15 protein-coding genes are annotated in these 19,455 nt (G+C 59.0%); all 15 read left to right on the top strand.

Annotated features, from left to right (window positions below; all coding sequences use genetic code 11):
- Positions 1–109 precede the first annotated feature (109 nt).
- On the top strand, positions 110–1,873 hold the full coding sequence (gene ptsP, locus D7X94_RS07265) for a phosphoenolpyruvate--protein phosphotransferase (protein WP_120427068.1): 1,764 nt from the start codon (positions 110–112) through the stop codon (positions 1,871–1,873).
- A gap of 334 nt (positions 1,874–2,207) precedes the next feature.
- Positions 2,208–4,037, top strand: a complete 1,830-nt coding sequence (gene typA, locus D7X94_RS07260; protein WP_120427067.1) for a translational GTPase TypA — start codon at positions 2,208–2,210, stop codon at positions 4,035–4,037.
- Between the two features lie 699 nt (positions 4,038–4,736).
- Positions 4,737–6,440: a peptidoglycan editing factor PgeF gene (gene pgeF / locus D7X94_RS07255; protein WP_120427066.1), complete on the top strand. Its 1,704-nt coding sequence runs from the start codon at positions 4,737–4,739 to the stop codon at positions 6,438–6,440.
- The gene (locus tag D7X94_RS07250) at positions 6,437–7,321 is read left to right on the top strand and encodes a radical SAM protein (protein WP_120427065.1); all 885 of its coding nucleotides are present in this window, start codon (positions 6,437–6,439) and stop codon (positions 7,319–7,321) included. Before pgeF ends, D7X94_RS07250 begins: the two co-directional genes overlap by 4 nt.
- 282 nt (positions 7,322–7,603) lie before the next feature.
- Positions 7,604–8,104, top strand: coding sequence for a CHAP domain-containing protein (locus D7X94_RS07245; RefSeq protein ID WP_120427064.1), 501 nt, complete (start codon positions 7,604–7,606; stop codon positions 8,102–8,104).
- Positions 8,105–8,114: 10 nt separating this feature from the next.
- On the top strand, positions 8,115–8,621 hold the full coding sequence (locus tag D7X94_RS07240; RefSeq protein WP_158590934.1) for a GNAT family N-acetyltransferase: 507 nt from the start codon (positions 8,115–8,117) through the stop codon (positions 8,619–8,621).
- Positions 8,622–8,952: 331 nt separating this feature from the next.
- On the top strand, positions 8,953–10,251 hold the full coding sequence (locus D7X94_RS07235; protein ID WP_199715037.1) for a M18 family aminopeptidase: 1,299 nt from the start codon (positions 8,953–8,955) through the stop codon (positions 10,249–10,251).
- A 21-nt stretch (positions 10,252–10,272) separates the two neighbouring features.
- Positions 10,273–10,680 carry a VOC family protein gene (locus tag D7X94_RS07230; protein ID WP_120427062.1) on the top strand — a complete coding sequence of 136 codons (408 nt, stop codon included), beginning with the start codon at positions 10,273–10,275 and terminating at the stop codon, positions 10,678–10,680.
- Positions 10,681–10,734: 54 nt separating this feature from the next.
- Positions 10,735–11,658: an alpha/beta fold hydrolase gene (locus D7X94_RS07225; RefSeq protein ID WP_120427061.1), complete on the top strand. Its 924-nt coding sequence runs from the start codon at positions 10,735–10,737 to the stop codon at positions 11,656–11,658.
- Positions 11,659–11,698: 40 nt separating this feature from the next.
- Positions 11,699–12,121, top strand: coding sequence for a GNAT family N-acetyltransferase (locus D7X94_RS07220; protein ID WP_199715035.1), 423 nt, complete (start codon positions 11,699–11,701; stop codon positions 12,119–12,121).
- Positions 12,118–14,088, top strand: a complete 1,971-nt coding sequence (locus tag D7X94_RS19830) for a GNAT family N-acetyltransferase (RefSeq protein ID WP_120427060.1) — start codon at positions 12,118–12,120, stop codon at positions 14,086–14,088. Before D7X94_RS07220 ends, D7X94_RS19830 begins: the two co-directional genes overlap by 4 nt.
- A gap of 181 nt (positions 14,089–14,269) precedes the next feature.
- A complete protein-coding gene (locus D7X94_RS07210; RefSeq protein ID WP_120427059.1) occupies positions 14,270–14,917 on the top strand; it encodes a lysoplasmalogenase family protein in 648 nt (215 codons plus the stop codon).
- A gap of 350 nt (positions 14,918–15,267) precedes the next feature.
- Positions 15,268–16,746, top strand: a complete 1,479-nt coding sequence (locus D7X94_RS07205) for a UDP-N-acetylmuramoyl-L-alanyl-D-glutamate--2,6-diaminopimelate ligase (RefSeq protein ID WP_120427058.1) — start codon at positions 15,268–15,270, stop codon at positions 16,744–16,746.
- Positions 16,747–16,874: 128 nt separating this feature from the next.
- Positions 16,875–17,378 carry an effector binding domain-containing protein gene (locus D7X94_RS07200; RefSeq protein WP_120427057.1) on the top strand — a complete coding sequence of 168 codons (504 nt, stop codon included), beginning with the start codon at positions 16,875–16,877 and terminating at the stop codon, positions 17,376–17,378.
- A 463-nt stretch (positions 17,379–17,841) separates the two neighbouring features.
- Positions 17,842–19,176 carry an aminopeptidase C gene (locus D7X94_RS07195; protein ID WP_120427056.1) on the top strand — a complete coding sequence of 445 codons (1,335 nt, stop codon included), beginning with the start codon at positions 17,842–17,844 and terminating at the stop codon, positions 19,174–19,176.
- Positions 19,177–19,455: the final 279 nt, after the last annotated feature.

The following is a 19,455-nucleotide window of genomic DNA, read 5'->3' as shown; positions in this document are numbered from 1 at the left end:
CTTTTATTGAGGCCTTAATTTTTTTATTTCTCTGCCGATAATATGATCGGATTATATTTTCATTCTAGGATTTTATTTTTACAAATCCACCAAAAGGGAGGTTTATCAAATGCTACACGGCATCGCTGTATCTGAGGGGGTCGGCCTTGGCCGGGTTATGCTGCTGGAAGAGCCATGCCTGCCATACCATTCGGAAGAAGTCCGGCGGACCACAGAGGCCCCAGCCGAACAGGAGCGGTTCCGGCAGGCGGTCGAAACCTTCCGCCGCAACACCGCTGAACAGGTAGAGCTGCTCCGGCTGTCCGCCGGATATGACGAATCTCTTGTTTTGGATTCCCATATTGATATGGTCCGCGATCCCGTCCTACTGGAAGAGATAGAGAACCTCATTCTACAGGGCTACAGCGCAGAAGCCGCCTTACAGGAAACCTGTGATAGCTATATCGAGGCGTTCTCCTCCTCTACCGACGAGCTTACCCGCCTGCGTGCCGAGGATATCCGGGATGTATACCGGGCTCTGCTGTGTGTGCTGTTGGGTGTAAAAGAAAAGAGCCTTAGCCATGCCCCCAAAGGCACCGTTTTGGTGGGTCGGGAGTTAAGCCCCTCTATCATGTCCGGCATCGACAAAGAAAATATCGTCGGCATCATCACCGAAACCGGCGGTTTTGTTTCCCATTCTTCCATATTGGCTCGGGCGCTGGGGATTCCTACAGTATGCGGCGTGACAGGGGCGACACGTAGTCTGTCTCCCGATTCCTTTGTCATCGTGGATGGTATGAAGGGAGAAGTGCTCAGCGATCCAAAAGAAGCTGAAATCAGCACTTATTGGCAACGCCGGGAGGATTTTCTAAACCAACGCCGGCAGATGGAGATATTTCGGGACAGAAAGACCCTCTCGGCGGATGGAGTCGAATACAAGCTATACTGCAACATCAGTATGCCCGCCGGGGCGCCCCGGGCCATAGAATCCGGCGGGGAGGGAATCGGGCTCTTCCGCACAGAGTATCTTTTTATGAACAGTCCTCATGTCCCCACAGAAGAGGACCAGGTTCTAGCTTATTCTCAGGTACTCCAGGCAGCTGCGGGGCGTCCAGTGGTCATCCGTACGCTGGACATTGGCGGCGATAAAGAGGTTCCCTGCCTGAATCTCCCCCAAGAGGAGAACCCCTTTCTGGGCCTTCGGGGAATCCGCTGGTGCCTAAAAAATCCAGAGGTATTCCTCGTGCAGCTGCGGGCCCTGTTGCGCGCAGGCATGGAGGGCGATCTGCGGATCTTACTGCCGATGGTTTCCACCATAGAAGAGCTGCGCGCCGGCAAGGCTCTTTTGGCAACAGCCGAAGCACAGCTCACAGCCCGTGGAATCCCCCATGCGGAAACGCTTCCGGTGGGGGTAATGATTGAAACTCCGGCAGCGGCGCTTTTGGCAGGCATTTTAGCCACAGAAGCAGACTTCTTTAACATAGGCACCAACGATCTGACCGGCTACATTATGGCCTGCGACCGGGGGAACTCTCATGTGGCGGATCTATACTCTATCCTACAGCCCGCAGTTCTTCGGGCCCTCCGGCATGTCATCCGCTGCGGACGGGAGAGGGGGATTCCCGTATGCATTTGTGGCGAAGCCGCCTCCGACCCCAGAATTATTCCCCTGCTCATGTCCTTTGGCATCACAGGATTCAGTGTATCCGCAGCCTCTCTACTTTCTGTCCGCCACGCAATATCCCACTGGACAAAGGCGCAGGGGGACCGCCTGGCAGAAGCCGTTCTTGCCATGAAGTCAGAGGAGGAAGCAGGGGATTACCTGGCCGCTGCCGCCCGGAATGAAGCCATAGACGGGGTGTCTCCAACCATAAAATCGCCATACATATCGTAACCGTACCCGAAAATACTGACTTCCGAGCTGGGCGGTTCCGGCGTTTGTTTTCTCCCCGCCTGGTTCAATAGCAGCGTTTCGTCTCTTTTGAACTGTGTCAACTATAAGAAGCTGCAGCCCTGGGCTAAGGGCGGGCCAACCGGCATCCTTCGCTCTGACGAGGCATGCCGGTTTTTCCTGGAATTCCTTCTATGAAGGGAGAGCCTAAAAACGTTTTTGCATAATACGCTTCCATGCCCTCTGCAAATAGGGCTTTTCAAACCCTGCCTTTCGTGGTATAATAATTGACTAGAAAATGGGAATGTTGAAAGCAATAGAAAGGAATGTATTTGCGATGGGTATTCGAAACGATCTGCGCAACGTGGCGATTATCGCCCATGTTGACCACGGAAAGACCACCCTGGTAGACCAGCTGCTGCGCCAAAGCGGCATCTTCCGGGCCAACGAAGCTGTGGCCGAACGGGTCATGGACTCTGGGGATCTGGAGCGGGAACGGGGCATTACCATTTTGTCCAAAAACACCGCCGTAAAATATAACGATACAAAAATCAACATTGTGGACACCCCCGGCCATGCGGATTTTGGCGGCGAGGTAGAACGGGTTTTGATGATGGTGGACGGCGTGCTACTGTTGGTGGACGCCTTTGAGGGCTGTATGCCCCAGACTCGTTTCGTGCTGAAAAAGGCCCTGGGCTTGGGCAAAAAGGCCCTGGTAGTGCTGAATAAAATCGACCGGCCCGGCGCCCGCCCTGCGGAAGTGGTGGACGAGGTGTTGGACCTGTTTATAGAGCTGGGAGCCAACGATGACCAACTGGAGTTTCCCGTGGCCTACTGTTCCGCCCGGGACGGCTATGCCACCCTGGATCCGGACGTTCCCGGCACGGACATGACCCCGCTTTTTGAGATGATCCTCAACGAAGTCCCTGCTCCCCAGGGAGAACTGGACGGCCCCACCCAGGTGCTCTTCTCCAATATCGACTATGACGACTATGTGGGCCGTATCGGCATAGGCCGGGTGGAACGGGGCTCTGTGAAAACCGGCCAGCAGGTGGCCATCTGCGGGGGCGGCGAGGAGGGCCATAAAAACGCCAAAATCACCAAGCTCTATCAGTTTGAGGGCCTGCGGCGGGTGGAGGCGGAATCCGCCCAGCTGGGAGATATTATCGCCGTGTCCGGCATCGCGGATCTGAACATCGGTCAGACCGCCTGTGCTCCGGACCAAATTGATCCTCTGCCCTTTGTGAAAATCGACGAGCCCACTGTCTCCATGATGTTTAAAGTGAACGACTCCCCCTTCGCCGGAAGGGAGGGGAAATTTGTCACCTCCCGGAACATCCGGGACCGGCTCTTCAAAGAAGTGGAGACCAATGTGGCCATGCGGGTGGAGGAAACCGAAAGCATGGACACCTTCAAAGTCTCCGGCCGGGGCGAGCTGCACCTGTCCATTCTCATTGAACAGATGCGTCGCCAAGGCTATGAATTCCAGGTTTCGCCCCCCACGGTGATCTACAAGGAGAAGGACGGCCAGCGCCTGGAGCCCATCGAACTTCTGATGATCGAGACTCCAGACAGCTACGTGGGCGCGGTGATGGAGAAGATCGGGTCCCGTAAGGCGGAGCTCATCAACATGGGCACCCGGGAGGGAGGCATGACCCATATGGAGTTCAAAATTCCCGCTCGGGGGCTTATGGGCTATCGCTCGGAGTTTCTGACGGACACCAACGGCAACGGCATTATGAATCATGTTTTCGACGGCTACGAGCCCTACAAAGGGGATATCTCCCAGCGGCAGCAGGGCTCCATCATCGCCTTTGAAACTGGGGAATCAACCGCCTACGGCTTGTTCTACGCTCAAGACCGGGGACGGCTGTTCATTGGCCCCGGCGTGGAAGTATACGAGGGAATGATTATCGGGGCCAACCCCAAGAACGAGGACCTAGTGGTGAATGTGTGCAAGAAAAAGCATGCCACCAATACCCGTTCTTCCGGCGCAGACGAAGCCCTGAAGCTCACCCCCCACTCTGTTCTCAGCCTGGAGCAGTGCCTGGAGTTCATCAGCGGCGACGAATATGTGGAGGTGACCCCCAAAAGCGTGCGGATGCGCAAGGCCATCCTCTCCCACGAGCAGCGGATGAAGATCCAAAGCCGCAAGAAGTCCACGTGACGGAAGGTCGTGGGGCGCTGGGTCTCGCCTGCCGGCTCGGTCGGTTCGCAGCGTGTCTGCCACTGGCAGACGCTCACCCCCACACCCCGCCACTTTTGAAAAAGTGGACAAAACTTTTACCCTGCTTCCTCACTTCGTTCGTCGCAGACAATTCACGTATTTTTGTCGAGCTAACCGAACAACCGTAAAAGTTTTGCACGAGCTTTTTCAAAAGCTCGCAGGGGTTTGGGGACGGCGTCCCCAAGGTCTTGCCCTTAACACCTGAGAAAAATAACGCAGGAGGGTAGCATAAACGTCCCGGTGGGACGTTTTGCGTAGGGGACCCTCGTCGGGGGTCCCCTGTTTTTCTTTGCATTTGCAAAGCAAACGAGAGGAAACTTTCTCTCTTGTAAAAAGTTTCCTCTTGTCAGGCTTCGACTGCCAATTCACCTTCAAAAATACGCTTCTCAGGCTACGAAGGGCAAGACCTTGGGGTTGTCTCACCTGCTGGTTCGGTCGGCGACGGGAAATCGCCGCAGGCGATTGTCGCCCCCAAACCCCACCAGGGGTTAGGCCACCCCTGGACCCGGCAATGTGTGGAGCTATCCCTTCTCAGCCAGCTGTGGGCACAGTTTCCCAGCTGGCTCGCCCGCCCGGTCTTGTGCTCCTCACCTAGCTTCTTCGCCCCAAAAGCCGCCAAAATCAAACCAAAGGAGGCCTATGCCATTGAACATCGCCGTTCTCGACCTGGAGTGGAACGCCGCCTATAGCCGTAAGCGGAAAGGCTATATCAACGAAATCATCGAGTTCGGCGCGGTGAAATGCGGCGAGGATTTCTGCCCCGCCAAGACCTTCTCCTGTTTCGTGCGCCCCCAGGTGGGAAAGCATTTAAACTCTGTGGTGGCCGGGCTCACCAGCATCACAGAGGAAAACCTCACCGGCGGCATCACCTTTATGCGGGCGGTCAGCCAGTTCCGCCGGTGGCTGGGGGACTGCCTGCTGATAACCTGGGGCTTGGCGGATATCCTCACCCTTATTGAAAACTGCCGCTATTTCAACGGAGACATACAGGTTCCCTTCCTCACTCATTACTGCGACTTGCAGCGCTATGCTGAAGAACGCCTGGGTCTGAGTACCACAGAACAGGCAGGTCTGGAAAAGGTAGCCCGTCTGCTGGATCTGGACATCTCAGCGATGGAACAGCACCGGGCTCTGGATGACAGCCTGGTCACCCTGCGGATTCTGGAAAAGCTCTATGACAGCGAGGCCATCATCCCGTATATCCAGACCTGCGACCAGGAGTTCTACCAGCGGATGACTTTTCGCACCAGCTTTGTGCGGGACTTGGCCGACCCCAGAATCCGTCCGGAATATCTGAGCTTTCTCTGTCCCCGCTGCGGAGGTAGATGCTGCCGCTCCACCCGCTGGACCGCGCGGAACCGGGGCTTTCAATCCCAGTTCCACTGCAAAAGCTGCGGCCTGGACTTTGTGGGCCGGGTGATGATTAAACAGAAATATGAGGGAATTAACGTGAATAAAAAAACATATCCCGTGCCGGTGATTGAATCTCCTAGGACACTCCCTCCCGACTCCCCCAAAAAACTGCCCATTGGCAATATGGAGCTAGAGCTGCAGGATGGCGTGGGGGTGCTGCGTTTCACCCCCTGGAAGGACTTGCCTTTTGTCAACCATGCCTTTTCCACTCGGCTGGGGGGCATAAGCCAAAAGGAGTTCGCCGCCATGAACCTGGGCTTCGGCCGGGGCGACAGCGAGGAAAACGTCAGCGAAAACTACCGGCGCTTCTGCGCGGCAGCGGGGCTCGACCCGGAATCTTTGGTGTGTGGCACTCAGGTACACAAGACGGACATCCGCCGGGTGGACCAGAGCCATCGGGGGCTGGGTATCTGGACCCGCAACGACACGGAAAGCGCGGACGGCCTGTGTACCAACGCGCCGGGAGTCAGTTTGGTGGTCTTTGCTGCGGACTGTGTTCCCGTCTACTTTGTGGATCCGGTCCACCGGGCCATCGGGCTGGCCCACGCGGGCTGGCGGGGCACCGCCGCCGGAATGCCCGCCGTGATGGTCCGGCGCATGGTGGAGGAGTTTGGCTCAAGGCCCGAAGAGCTTCTGACCGCTATTGGCCCCTCCATCTGCAAAAACTGCTTCGAAGTGGATGAGCCGGTGGCAAAGGAATTCCTGGCTCTGCCAGAGGCAGAGAGCTTCGTCACCGGGCCGGAGCACGAAAAATACCATGTAGACCTGTGGGAGTGCTGCCGTCAGTCCCTGCTGGGAGCGAGCGTTCTGCCGGAGAATATCATCCTGGGAGGCGTATGCACCATGGAGGAGAGCGACCTGATCTTCTCCCACCGGAAAACCCGTGGCCAGCGGGGCAGCAACTGTGCCATACTGGCTCTGCGCCCATGAGCGCTTTCCATTGCCGCCTTTGCCCCAGGCAGTGCGGAGTTCTCCGGGAAAGCGAGGTTGCTTCCTGCCACAGCGGCGGCGAAATCCGCGTCGCCCGGGCGGCCCTTCATCACTGGGAGGAGCCTCCTATCAGCGGGCATAAGGGCTCCGGCGCGGTGTTCTTCTCGGGATGCCCCTTGGGCTGTCTCTACTGCCAGAACCGGGAGATCAGCTCCGGGGAGCTTCCCGGCTGGGCGGTCAGCCCGGAGGAGCTCAGCGGGATCTTCTTCCGGCTGGCGGACGAGGGGGCCCACAACATCAATCTAGTGACCCCCACCCACTATGCCCACAAGATCCGCCAGGCGCTTCTTCTGAGAAAGCCGCCTGTTCCGGTGGTCTATAACACCTCCGGCTATGAGCGCGTGGAGGTACTGAAGAGTCTGGAGGGGCTGGTGGATGTCTATCTGCCGGACTATAAATATGCAGAAGCCTCCTTGGCTCGGGATCTTTCCGGCGCGGAGGACTATCCGGAAACGGCGCTTCAGGCTATCCGAGAGATGGTCCGTCAAGCAGGGCCTCCGGTATACGGGGAGGACGGCCTGATGAAGCGGGGGGTGCTGATCCGCCACCTGATTCTGCCCGGGCACACGAAGAATTCCATCGCGGCCCTGGAGCGGATCGCCCGGGAGTTCCCCGGAATCCCCGTGAGCCTCATGGCTCAGTACACCCCCTGGGGGCTGGCCAAAGCGCCAGGGGGCATTCCCGGCTACCCGGAGCTCTCCCGGCCCATCACCCGCCGGGAACTTCAAAAGGTCCAGGAGGCGCTGTTCGACCTGGGGCTGGACGGGTTTGTCCAGTCCCGCAAGGCCATGGGAGAGGAATTCATCCCGGCGTTTTCGTGAGGGCGAGGGATGCGTATTTTCTGAAGTGGTAGGAGGCCTTCGCCGCCACAGGTCGGCGGCTACGGCAAGGTCGTGGGGTTTCGCCCCCACACGACGACCAGCTTAAGACCAGCTGGACCGGTCGATGTGGTCGGCTTTACCGAATCAGCTAACCAGGATAAAAGTTTGCGTGTGTGTGGGAGAGTTCGCTTCGCGAACTCTTGAGCTCCACGACCTTGCCGTAGGGCCGTCCTTTGGCCCGAAGGCTTTCCATTACTCAAACAATAAAGGAGGACGCCGACTATGGCGACAAAACTTGATCTAGCCAATCTGGCCCGGGCGGAAGCCCTGAAAACCTGGCACGGCGCTGTGATGGGCCTGAAGCCCAACATCCAGCCCATCGTCAGCCTGTTTCCCAAATGGACCTTGAAGGAGGCCAACGGCCTCTGGTGCGCGGCCTTTGTCTATTATTGCTGCGTCCAGGCGGGGTACGAAATCCCCGCGCGGCCCCAGGAGTGCTCCTGCAGTCTGGCCGGCTGCGGGGCCTGGGACGAATGGGCCCAGAAGGACAACCGCATCGGCTGGCGCTCCGCCGCCTGCGCGCCCCTACCTGGGGACATCGTGCTCTACGACAAGGTGTTCGAGAACAAGCAGCATGACCATATTGGCATCGTGCTGGAGGACCGGGGGAATTCCATCCTGGCGGCCGAGGGGAACCTGGGAAACGTGTCCGGCGTTGTGGAGCGGCCCAAAGACAAGCATATTCGAGGCTATATCAGCCTGCCGGATCATTTCGTCTATTAAGGAGGCCGGGATGAAACGCAGTATGCCCTCTCCCATCCTCCCCATGGCTCCGGAACATGCCGCCCAAATTGCCGCCTGGCGCTACCCCGGCGAATACGCCCTCTATAATTGGCCAGAGGGAGAGCCGCCCTGCAATCTACTGGACAGCGGCTCCTATGTCCTGCTCAACCAAACAGGGGGACTGGTTGGTTTTTACCAGTTCGGTGCTGAAGCGAGGATTCCCACAGAAGGGGCGTCTCCCTATCTCCCGGGTTTTCTGGATATGGGCCTGGGACTGCGCCCAGATCTGTGCGGACTGGGATTGGGGAAATCTTTTGTACTGGCCGGCATGGACTTCGCCCAAAGCCGGCTCCGCGCTGAAAGTCTCCGCCTTACTGTAGCGGCATTCAATCTCCGGGCCCGAAAGGTCTATGAGCGGTGTGGGTTCGTCGCTGTGGGAGAAGCAGTCCACAGGAAGGAGCACACTCCGTTCTGGATTCTTACCTGGCAGAATGCGGCTTGCAGAGCTTCTCGATAGGTCAGCCCCCCCCCCGTATAGGAACCTCACTTGAAAATCGATGAGTACGACTTTCAAACTGGGCGGATCCGGAACTAGCAGCCTCCCCGCCTGGCTCAAAAGAGGCAGAATTCCTCCTTTGAGCTGCGTTCACTATGCCTTTCCTATATAAACACGCTCTGGATCTTTCAAGGGAGGAATCCTTTTGGGTTCCTTCCCTTCTTTTTTCTTTCACCGGCTTGCGTTAATTAGGAAAATATGGTATGATACAAATTGGTTAATTTCTATAATTTCTGTAGCAAAAATCAAGTTTTTAAACGGTTATCCGACAAAACAAGGGGAGGAAGAAATCATGACGGACCAACTGACCAACCGGCTCTTTGACTTTATTGAGAGCAGCCCCACAGCCTTTCACACCATAAACGCGGTGCGGGCAATGCTGCTCCATGCCGGCTTCACCGAGCTCTCCGAGACGGAGCCCTGGGTCCTGGAGGCGGGCGGGGGCTATTTCACCACCCGGAACATGAGCAGCCTCATCGCGTTCCGCTGCCCGAAGAAGGACTTCGCCTCCTTTTCCGCCGTGGCCCCCCACGGGGACTCCCCCTGCTTCAAGGTGAAGGGCTCCCCGGAGATGAAGGCCGGGGACGGCAAATACACCAAGCTGAACACCGAGGTCTACGGCGGCATGACCCTGAACCTCTGGCTGGACAGGCCCCTCTCTGTGGCGGGGCGGCTGGCCCTGCGCACAGAGGCCGGCCTGCGGATGCAGCTGGTGGACCTGCACCGGGACCTTCTGGTAATCCCCAGCCTTGCCATCCACATGAACCGGGAGGCCAACAACGGCTCCAAGACCGATCCCCAGCGGGATACCCTCCCCCTGCTGGGCACCGGCGAGGCCGACCTGCTGGCCATGCTGGCGGAGCATGTGGGGGCCAAAAAGGTGGACGTCCTCTCCCACGAGCTCTACCTCTACAACCGCCAGAGGGGCACGGTCTATGGGGCAGGGGAGGAGCTGATCGCGGCCCCCAAGCTGGACGACCTGGAGTGCGCCTTCTCTGCCGTCACGGCCTTTTTGCAGAGCGAAAACCCCGAGAACTGCACGGTCTGCGCCATCTTCGACAACGAGGAAACCGGCAGCGCCACCCGCCAGGGGGCCGGGGCCACCTTCCTCTTGGACGTGACCTCCCGAATCTGCCAGTGGGCCGGGAAGGACGAGGAGGGGCGGATCCGGGCCATCCAGAGGGGGATGCTCCTCTCTGCGGACAACGCCCACGCCGTGCACCCCAACTACCCGGACAAGGCCGACCCCACCAGCCGCTGCTATCTCAATGGGGGCGTGGTGGTGAAGCACAGCACCCGCTACGCCACGGACGCCTCCACCGCCGCCCTGTTCAAGCTGATCTGCGAGAAGGCCGGCGTCCCCACCCAGGACTATTACAACAACTCCTCCGCCCCCGGCGGGGGCACCCTGGGGCTGATCTCCGGCTCCCAGGCGGCGTTCCCCACGGTGGACATCGGCCTTGCCCAGCTTGCCATGCACTCCCCCTATGAGACCGGCGGCCGGGAGGACCTGCGGCACATGATCGACGCCATGACCGCGTTCTACCGCAGCGTGTTCGCCTGGGAGGGGAACGCCTGCCGCTTGGGCTGACTTGTGGAAGGGAGACCGGAAATGCAGCTGATCACAACATTGAATTTTGGAGGAACCTGCCGGGAAGCGATCCATCTGTATGAAAAGGCCTTTGAGGGAAAGATTGCCTGTCTGATTTCCTATGGAGAGGCCAACGATCCCCAATATAGCTCTCTGGACGATACCCAAAAAGACAATATCTACCATTCGGAGCTTGTGCTGGGAGGCCACCGGATCTTTATGAGCGACGATGTGGAGATGGAAGCCCAGACCTGCCATTCCAATTCCCTCACGGTCATCTATGACACGGAAGAGGAAGTGCGGAGGGCGTATGAAGTCATGAAAGAGGGCAGCAGGACCATATACCCGCTGGAAACCACGTCCTATAGCTCCTGCCATGTGGTTTTTGTGGACCGGTTCGGTATCCGCTGGGCGATTATGACCGAGTGATGAATTCCAGTCCCCAGGGCAGGCGGGGCAAAGTATCAGAAGGAGGATGCAGAAATGTTTGTAGATATTTTTTCTCATAAAATGTATTATGAACTGTATGGGGCGGAGCACAGGAATACGCTCTTGTATCTTCACGGCGGCCCGGGGGCCAGCTGCCTTGATTTTGTGAACCAGGGGAAAGCCCTGGGCGAAAAAGTGAGGGTGATTTCCTTCGACCAGTTGGGAGTCCTCCGCTCAGATGCAATCGGCGAGGACGAGGACTACAGTATGGAGTATCAGGTGGAGATGCTGGAAGAAATGAGGAAATCCTTTGGCATAGAAAAATGGAGCATACTGGGGCATTCCTATGGAGGGATGCTTGCGGTTCTATACACGGATATGTATCCGGATTCCATCCAGAGGATCATCCTGGAGTGCCCCTCCCTGTGGTTTGAGGATTCCGCGAAATCCGTGGCGGAGTATGTAAGCGGGCATATCGAGAGCCTGGCTCATCAGGAGGCCCGTGAACTCTGCGAAAAGATAAAAGCCCCTGACTACCACGGCGGGCAGGAGGTTCCCATTGATCTGATGACCCTGCTCGGCTATGTGGAGGACCCGAAGCTGCGGAACTACCTGCACGGCATTTCTGCTGAGGAATACTGGCGGAGCATGGACACCAGCGGCATTACCGACGAGATGTGGGCCAAAGGGGAGGGGCACCTGAAAAAGCTGCTGGAGGCCGGGCCGGCGCAAGGGGATTCTTCCGGAAAAAGGGTAACCATGCTGGATAATTTTTTGCCAATGCTCCTTAAGACAAATCTGCCGATACTGCTGATCAACGGGAAATACGACCCCGCCTGCACAAAATATCAAACAGAGTATCTCACGAAAAATGTGCGGAATCTGACGCGGGTTGTCTTTGAAAACAGCGGGCATTTCCCCAGAATAGAAGAGCCGGAGAAATACACCAGTACGGTTTTCAGCTTCTTGGAAGCATAAACCGGCAGAATGCCCCCTGCGGCTTAAAAAGGAGAAATCTATGCTGGAATACAGAATCAACCCCCGCATATCCCCCAGAAGCATCGCGGCCCTGCGGCGCTCGGTGGGCTGGGGCGGCATGGAGGCGGAACTGGGAAACCCCGCCCTGCGGGACTACCTCCAGATCGCCTGCTATGACGGAGAAAGGCTGATAGGCTTTCTGGATGTGGTGAGCAACGGCGTGACCGACGCCTATATCCAGGACGTGATGGTCCACCCGGAGTATCAGGGGAAAGGCATCGGCACGGAATTGATGAACCGGGCCATCCAGCGCCTGAAGGCCGGCCGAATTTATATGATATCCGTGATCTACGGCGAGGAGGGCCTGCGGCCGTTTTATGAGAAGTTCGGCTTCTCCACCATGCTCTGCGGCCAGATGGAAGCCCGCCCGGAATATCAGGAAAGAGAGGAAACGAAACCATGAGCGAAAAGCAAGTGATCCATCTGAAAAACCAGCCCGGCTGGCAGAACTCCGCCATGTTCTACCAGATCTACCCCATCGGCTTCTGCGGGGCCCCCTATGAGAACGATGGCCAGCCCCAGAGCCGCATCCGCAAGGTGATCAACTGGGTGCCCCACCTGGAATCCCTCCACACCGGCGCGGTGTACTTCTCCCCGGTGTTCGAGTCCGACACCCACGGCTACGACACCCGGGATTTCCGGAAAATCGACACCCGCCTGGGCACAAACGAGGACTTCGCCGACGTGTGCAACGCCCTCCACGAGGCCGGCATCCGGGTGGTGTTGGACGGGGTGTTCAACCACGTGGGCCGGGGCTTCTGGGCCTTCCAGGACGTGCTCCGCAACCGGGAGAATTCCCCCTACCGAGACTGGTTCCACATCAATTTTGGGGGCAACTCCAATTATAACGACGGCCTCTGGTACGAGGGCTGGGAGGGTCATTTCGAGCTGGTGAAGCTGAACCTGCAGAACCCCGCCGTCATCGACCACATTCTCGACTGCGTGGGCGGCTGGATGGAGGAGTTCGCCATCGACGGCCTGCGCCTGGACGTGGCCTACCTGCTGAACGAGAACTTCCTGCGCCGCCTGCACCAGTACTGCAAGGGCAAGGATCCGGCCTTCTTCCTGCTGGGGGAGATGATCCACGGGGACTACCGGCGGATCATGAACCCGGAGATGCTGGACAGCGTCACCAACTACGAGTGCTACAAGGGGCTCTACTCCTCCTTTAACGACAAGAACATGTTCGAGATCGCCCACTCCCTGAACCGGCAGTTCGGCAGCGAGAACTGGTGCCTCTACCAGGGGGAACATCTGCTCTGCTTCGCCGACAACCACGACGTCACCCGGATCCACACTATTTTAAAGGAGAAGGAGCAGCTTCCCGGCCTGTACACCATGCTCTACTGTATGCCGGGCATCCCCTGCCTCTACTATGGCAGCGAGTGGGGGGCGGACGGGGACAAGAAAGACGGCGACCCCTCCCTGCGCCCCTGCTTCGACGTCCCGATTCAGAACAAGCTCACCCGGTTTATTGGGGAGCTCAGCCGGATCAAGCTGGGTTCCAAGGCCCTCAGCGAGGGAAGCTACAAGAACGAGACCTTGCTGAACAAGCAGATCGTCATCCGCCGGGAGTGCCCGGAGGAGACCGTGCTGGTGGGCATCAACGCCGACCAGAGCGGCTTCAACATCAACATAAACTACCACGGCCCGGCCGTGGACCTGTTCACCGGGGAGGCCCGGGAGCTGAACGGCTGCATCGAGCTGCCCCCCTACGGCGTGGGGATCTACCGCCTGGGCCCACCCCGGGAGGGGGACAAGCCGGAGGCTCCCCAGACGGTGGCCAGTCCCATCACTATGACCATTCCCTCCGGAAAGCCGGAGCAGAAGCCCGCGCCCGTGCCCAAGGAGGAACCCGATCAAAAGCCCGCGGAGAAGATGCCCCTTTCGGTGAGCTATGGGGTGATCAACGGGGGCAACCGGGAGCAGGCCAACGCCTACCTGCGGGAGCACTGGCTCTTCGCCACGGATATGGTTGTCCATGGAATTGTCATCGACATGACAAAGCTGCCTGGCTTCGGGGCCTGGGCAGACGGGAAGCTGGTGGGCCTTGTGACCTATTCCATCGCGGCAGGGGTGTGCGAGATCGTGTCCCTGAACAGCGATGCGCCGGGCCAGGGCATCGGCACGGAGCTGATCCAGCGGGTGAAGAAGGCCGCCAAGGACCAGGGCTGCCGCACTCTCACCGTCACGACCACCAACGACAACCTGGAGGCCCTGGGCTTCTACCAGAAGCGGGGCTTCGACATGGCCCGGTTCTACCGGGGCTCCCTGGAGTATACCCGCCGGATGAAGCCCCAGCTGCCGGAGCTGGGCGAGCACGGCATCCCTCTGCGCCACGAGATCGAGCTGGAAATGTATCTGGATTAGGGCCTTATTGCCGTTTTCCCCTGGTCCATGACATTTCCCGGGAAAGAGGCCTCTAAAGCCAGACGTCTCAAAAAGAATCACCTTCCCCGCCTGCTTCAAAAAATCAAAGATTCTGACTTCTTTTGAACTGAATGAACAATATATTGACAGCAGTCCGAATACTCTTTAGGAGGGAAGCCCTATGAGCCTTGCGCTATACTCCGCCTTTGCCCTGCCCCTCTGGGCGGCGCTGTTCGCCCTATACTTCATCCTGCGCCGGGCCGGGCTGATGGGGGAAAGTCTCATCGCCAAATGTGCGGGAAGCTTTCTGGCGGTGGCATCGGCGGGGCTGGCCCTGTGCCTGCGTGGGGAGAACCCCCTGGCCCAGTGGGCGTTCTGGTTCTTCGTGCTCTGCACCGGGGCCGACGCCCTGCTGGAAATCCGCTTTGTCCCTGGGATGTTGCTGTTCGGCGGGGCCCATGTCTGCCTGATTGTGTGGCTCTGGGGGCTGGCCCCGGCGGGGTGGGCTGGCCTTGCCCTCTGGGTTCTGTCCTATGCCTGCGCGGCCTGGCTCTTCCGCAAGGAGCTGCCCAAGCTGGGGAAACTCACCGTGCCCTTCTGCCTATACCCGGCGCTGCTGGGGGCCTCCCTGGCTTTGGGTCTGGCGCTGCCCTTTTCCGCCGGAGAGGCCTATTGGCCCCTGGCGCTGGGGACGCTCTTCTTCTTCGTCTCCGACATGATGGTGGCCAAGAGCGAGCTCTCCGGCCTGCCCCCGGTGTGGCAGAAGCCCATCATGGTCCTCTATTGGGCCGCGCTCTATCTGATCTCCGCGCCCCTGTGGATTCATTGACAACCGCCGGGAAAAGGGGTATACTGACCTAAGACCTTGGGGACTCTGTCTCGCCTGCCGGCTCGGTCGGCGCTTGACGGTCCCCACTGGGGACCAGCGCCCCCACACCCCTGCAATGGGGCCGAAACTTGGCAAGCCAAGTTTTCCGCCCCTTGACCGCGCAATGTCACTCCTCATTTCATTCGTCGTGAAGGTTTTATGTGTTTTGACAAGCCGACCAGGGTAAAAGTTTCGTCCACCTTTTTAAAGGTGGTGGGGTTCTTAGGGGCAACGCCCCTAAGCTGCCAGAGGCCATCAACACTCTCAAAAAAATACCTTTTTACACCCTGCCCCACGAAAGGACGGTTTCTATGCTGCTCTCCAAACTTCTGGCCCCCCTGGGCATCTCCCAGGGCTTTGAGGAGGCCGAGATCTCCCAGATCGTATACGACTCCCGGAAGGCCGTTCCGGGCTCCCTGTTCGTGTGCCTGCGGGGCGCGGCCTCCGACGGCCACTCCTTCGCCGCAAAAGCCACCGGGGCCGGCGCCCGGGTGATCGTCGCCGAAGAGGCGGTGGAGGCCCCCGGGGCCCAGGTGATTCTCGTCCCCGACAGCAAAAAGGCCCTGAGCCTTCTCAGCGCCGCCTTTTTTGGCGATCCCGCCCAGAAGGATATCCGGGTGATCGGCATCACCGGCACCAAGGGCAAAACCACCACCGCCCACATGATCCGCTCCATCCTGGAGGCCGCCGGTCACAGGACCGGGATCATCGGCACTATCGGCGCGGCCATGGGGGACGAGGTGGTCCCCCTGAACAACACCACCCCCATCAGCTACGAGGTCCAGAAGCACCTGCGCCGCATGGCGGACGGGGGCTGCGAATACTGCGTGATGGAGGTGAGCTCCATCGGCCTGAAGGACCACCGGGTCTACGGCCTGCCCTTCCGGATGGGGGTGTTCACCAATTTCTCCGAGGACCACATCGGCGGGGTGGAGCACAAGGACATGGAGGAATACCTTGCCTGCAAGGCCATGCTCTTCTCCATGTGCCCGATGGGCGTGGTAAACTCCGACGATCCCAGCGTGGAAAAGCTCCTGGCACACAGTAGCTGCCAGGTTTACCGCTACGGCATGGGCCCAGACGCCAATCTGCGGGGAGAGGACTGCCGCCACCTGAACCGGCCCGGCCTTCTGGGGGTGGAGTTCCATGTGGCCGGGGACCTGGACTTCACCGCCCAGGTGGGCATTCCGGGGCAGTTCAACGCCTACAACGCCCTGGCCGCCATCGCCTGTTGCCATCAGCTGGGAATCCCCGTGGAGGCTATGCAGCGGGGTCTGCTCTCCGTGAAGGTGAAGGGCCGGGTGGAGCCGGTGCCCGTGCCAGGAAACTATACCCTGCTGCTGGACTACGCCCACAACGCCGTGAGCATGGAGAGCCTGTTGCGCACCCTGCGGGAGTATGTGCCCCGGCGGCTGATCTGCCTGTTCGGGGCGGGGGGCAACCGGCCCAAGGTCCGGCGCTACGAGATGGGCGAGGCCAGCGGAAGGCTGGCGGACCTGTCGGTGATCACCGCCGACAACTCCCGCTTTGAGGACGTGCTGGACATCATCGCGGACATCAAGGTGGGCATGAGCAAGACCGACGGCAAATATATCGAGATCCCGGACCGGCGGGAGGCCATCCGCTGGTGCCTGGAAAACGCTCAGGACGGGGACATCATCGTCCTGGCGGGCAAGGGCCACGAGGACTACCAGGAGATCCAGGGGGTGAAGCACCCCTTTGACGAGCGGGTGGTTATCCAAGAGCTGCTGGGTTCAACTGAACAAAGTGATGCGGTCAAGGGGCGCTAGGCCCCTTGCAGAGCGCGTCCTAGCAGAGTCTCGCGACCTTCGCCGCAGGGGGCGAAGCCCCCGGAGGCCAAACCATACTCATGTCCTTTTCGTCAGTCTAACAGCAATCACAAACGGAGGAACCCACAATGGACGAACCGAAAATCATCACCTACCAGCTACACCTGGAGGATTTCACCTTTCTGGGGAATCCCAATATCATAGACCAGAACTCCGACTTCGGGGCCATCTGGGACGGCTTTTTCCAAAAGGGCGGCTACGGGCCCATCCTGCCCTACGCAGTGGACAAAAGCCCCACCAACATCTGGTTCCACGACGAGGAGGGCCGAGACGTGTACTTCCAGGGCCTCTTCGTGAAGAATGTGGGCCATGTGCCTGAAGGCTACACCCTGATGGACTTCCCCGGCGGGGACTATCTGGCGGTGACCACCGAATGGATGGAGACCAACGAGGAGGCCGTGGGTCCCGCGGGAAACGGCCGGTGCAACGGGTACGCGGAACACGTGCCCGCTCCGGAGGGCTATGTCCGGGCGGACGGTCCGGGGTCTCTGATCTACGAGATCGAGAAGGAATACGCCAATACGCCCCAGGGCAGCCGCTACGAGGTGTGGGTGCCCATCCAAAAGGTATGATGCAATTTTTATTGATGTATGGGGGCCTTCCGGGCGCGACGACACGTCCAGATTTCATCTGGCCTAGAGCGCCTTTTGGCTGGTACGCTCGTGCGCTCAGATAGCGGGGTCCGGGGCTAAGGGAATTCCCGTCTGCTCCGTAGCCGGGACAGGGGACCCCCGACGAGGGTCCCCTACGCAAAACGTCCCACCGGGACGTTTATGCTACCCTCCTGCGTTGTTTTCTCAGGTGTTAAGGTCAAGGTCAAGATCTTGGGACGTTGTCCCAAACCCTACCAGGGGCCTAACGCCCCTGGACCGCGTAATGTGTTGGGACTATGTGAAAAACGTTAAAATGTCTGCGACGAACGAAGTGAGGAAGCAGGGGAAAAGTTTTTGATCAAACTTTTTTCAAAAAGTTTGTGGGGTTTGGGGTGAAACCCCAAGGTCTACCAAAAAATAAGGGAATTTGGAGGAAAGAAAAATGAACAGATCCATCGAAGCAGCACAACTGGAATCCTTTGAGAGCGACTTCCAGCGGGACCCTGCCAAGCGGGTGGCCCAGCTGGCCGTCACGTCGAACGGCGTGAACAAGTCCGCCACGGACCCCTTCGTCCAACGGGAGGACCGGCATCAGTTCTCCGTCCAGCTGGAGACCGGGAAGATCACCAACCAGAAGGGCTCCGGCCGGTGCTGGATGTTCGCCGCCCTGAACACCATGCGGGTGGAGGTCATGCGCAGGCTGAACCTGGAGCATTTCGAGCTCTCCCAGAACTACACCCTCTTCTACGACAAGTTGGAAAAGTCCAACTACTTCTTGGAGACCATCCTGGACACCCTGGATGAACCCACCAACGGCCGGCTGATCGCCCATCTGCTGCAGGCTCCCCTGAACGACGGCGGCCAGTGGGATATGCTGTGCAATCTGGTGGAGAAGTACGGCGTGGTCCCCAAGGACGCCATGCCCGAGACCGCCTGCTCCTCCTCCACCTGGGAGGTCACCTCCTACATGACCCGCAAGCTCCGGGAGTTCGCCTGCGTGTTGCGGGAGGGCCACGCCGCCGGAAAAACCGCCGAACAGTTGCGGAACCAGAAGGAGGTCATGCTCTGCAATATCTACAATATGCTGTGCATCGCCTTCGGCAATCCCCCCAAGACCTTCACCCTGGAGGTCCGGGACAAGGACAAGAAATTCATCCGGGACGAGGGCCTCACCGGCAGGACCTTCTTTGAGAAGTATGTAGGCTGGGATATGGGCGACTACGTGAGCCTCATCAACGCCACCACCGCCGACAAGCCTTTCCACAGGACCTTCACCGTGAAGATGCTGGGGAACATTGTAGAGGGCCGCCCGGTGAAGTACCTGAACCTGCCCATCGAGGATCTGAAAGCCGCCGCCATCCGCCAGATGCAGGACAACCAGCCCGTGTGGTTCGGCTGCGACGTGGGCAAATGCTCCATCCGGGAGGGGGGCATCATGGACCTGGAGGCCCTGCGGGCGGACCAGCTCTTCGGCACGGAATTCGGCATGAACAAGGCCCAGCGCCTGGACTACGGTGACAGCATGATGACCCACGCCATGGTGTTCCAGGGGGTGAACCTGGACGAGTCCGGCAAGCCCACCCGCTGGCGGGTGGAGAACAGTTGGGGCAAGGAGGCCGGCGTGGACGGCTACTATGTCATGAGCGATGACTGGTTCAACGAGTACACCTATCAGGTGGTGGTACATAAGAAGTACCTGACCGAGGAGCAGCGGGCCGAGCTGGAGCAGGCCCCCATCGAGCTGGAGCCCTGGGATCCCATGGGGTCGCTGGCCTGATTGGTACAGAACGCGGAGGGCCTTCTCGGGGCCCTCTGCTTTTCGGGAAAGGCTTTTTAATTTGAGAGTCATACGGAGTGGCCTCCATGCGCACAAGACTTGGCAAAGCCAAGTCTGCCGCGCATTCCGGCAAGGTCGTGGGGGTTCGCCCCCACACGACGACCAGCTTAAGACCAGCTGGACCGGTCAATTTGGTTAGCTTTATCGCACACAACTAACCAGGGTAAAAGTTTCGTCAACCTTTTCAAAGGTTGCGGAGGTTTGGAGGCAGCGCCTCCA

The sequence above is a fragment of the Acutalibacter sp. 1XD8-33 genome (genome assembly GCF_003612555.1).
Classification (GTDB): Bacteria; Bacillota; Clostridia; order Oscillospirales; family Acutalibacteraceae; genus Acutalibacter.
Note: the sequence above shows the minus strand (reverse complement) of the source record. Positions and strands in the feature narration are given on the sequence as shown.

What these genes read in the sequence shown, in the direction of transcription:
- ptsP (WP_120427068.1), top strand. Translation starts at nt 110, where the DNA reads ATGCTACACGGCATCGCTGTATCTGAGGGGGTCGGCCTTGGCCGGGTT.
- typA (WP_120427067.1), top strand. Translation starts at nt 2,208, where the DNA reads ATGGGTATTCGAAACGATCTGCGCAACGTGGCGATTATCGCCCATGTT.
- pgeF (WP_120427066.1), top strand. Translation starts at nt 4,737, where the DNA reads ATGCCATTGAACATCGCCGTTCTCGACCTGGAGTGGAACGCCGCCTAT.
- D7X94_RS07250 (WP_120427065.1), top strand. Translation starts at nt 6,437, where the DNA reads ATGAGCGCTTTCCATTGCCGCCTTTGCCCCAGGCAGTGCGGAGTTCTC.
- D7X94_RS07245 (WP_120427064.1), top strand. Translation starts at nt 7,604, where the DNA reads ATGGCGACAAAACTTGATCTAGCCAATCTGGCCCGGGCGGAAGCCCTG.
- D7X94_RS07240 (WP_158590934.1), top strand. Translation starts at nt 8,115, where the DNA reads ATGAAACGCAGTATGCCCTCTCCCATCCTCCCCATGGCTCCGGAACAT.
- D7X94_RS07235 (WP_199715037.1), top strand. Translation starts at nt 8,953, where the DNA reads ATGACGGACCAACTGACCAACCGGCTCTTTGACTTTATTGAGAGCAGC.
- D7X94_RS07230 (WP_120427062.1), top strand. Translation starts at nt 10,273, where the DNA reads ATGCAGCTGATCACAACATTGAATTTTGGAGGAACCTGCCGGGAAGCG.
- D7X94_RS07225 (WP_120427061.1), top strand. Translation starts at nt 10,735, where the DNA reads ATGTTTGTAGATATTTTTTCTCATAAAATGTATTATGAACTGTATGGG.
- D7X94_RS07220 (WP_199715035.1), top strand. Translation starts at nt 11,699, where the DNA reads ATGCTGGAATACAGAATCAACCCCCGCATATCCCCCAGAAGCATCGCG.
- D7X94_RS19830 (WP_120427060.1), top strand. Translation starts at nt 12,118, where the DNA reads ATGAGCGAAAAGCAAGTGATCCATCTGAAAAACCAGCCCGGCTGGCAG.
- D7X94_RS07210 (WP_120427059.1), top strand. Translation starts at nt 14,270, where the DNA reads ATGAGCCTTGCGCTATACTCCGCCTTTGCCCTGCCCCTCTGGGCGGCG.
- D7X94_RS07205 (WP_120427058.1), top strand. Translation starts at nt 15,268, where the DNA reads ATGCTGCTCTCCAAACTTCTGGCCCCCCTGGGCATCTCCCAGGGCTTT.
- D7X94_RS07200 (WP_120427057.1), top strand. Translation starts at nt 16,875, where the DNA reads ATGGACGAACCGAAAATCATCACCTACCAGCTACACCTGGAGGATTTC.
- D7X94_RS07195 (WP_120427056.1), top strand. Translation starts at nt 17,842, where the DNA reads ATGAACAGATCCATCGAAGCAGCACAACTGGAATCCTTTGAGAGCGAC.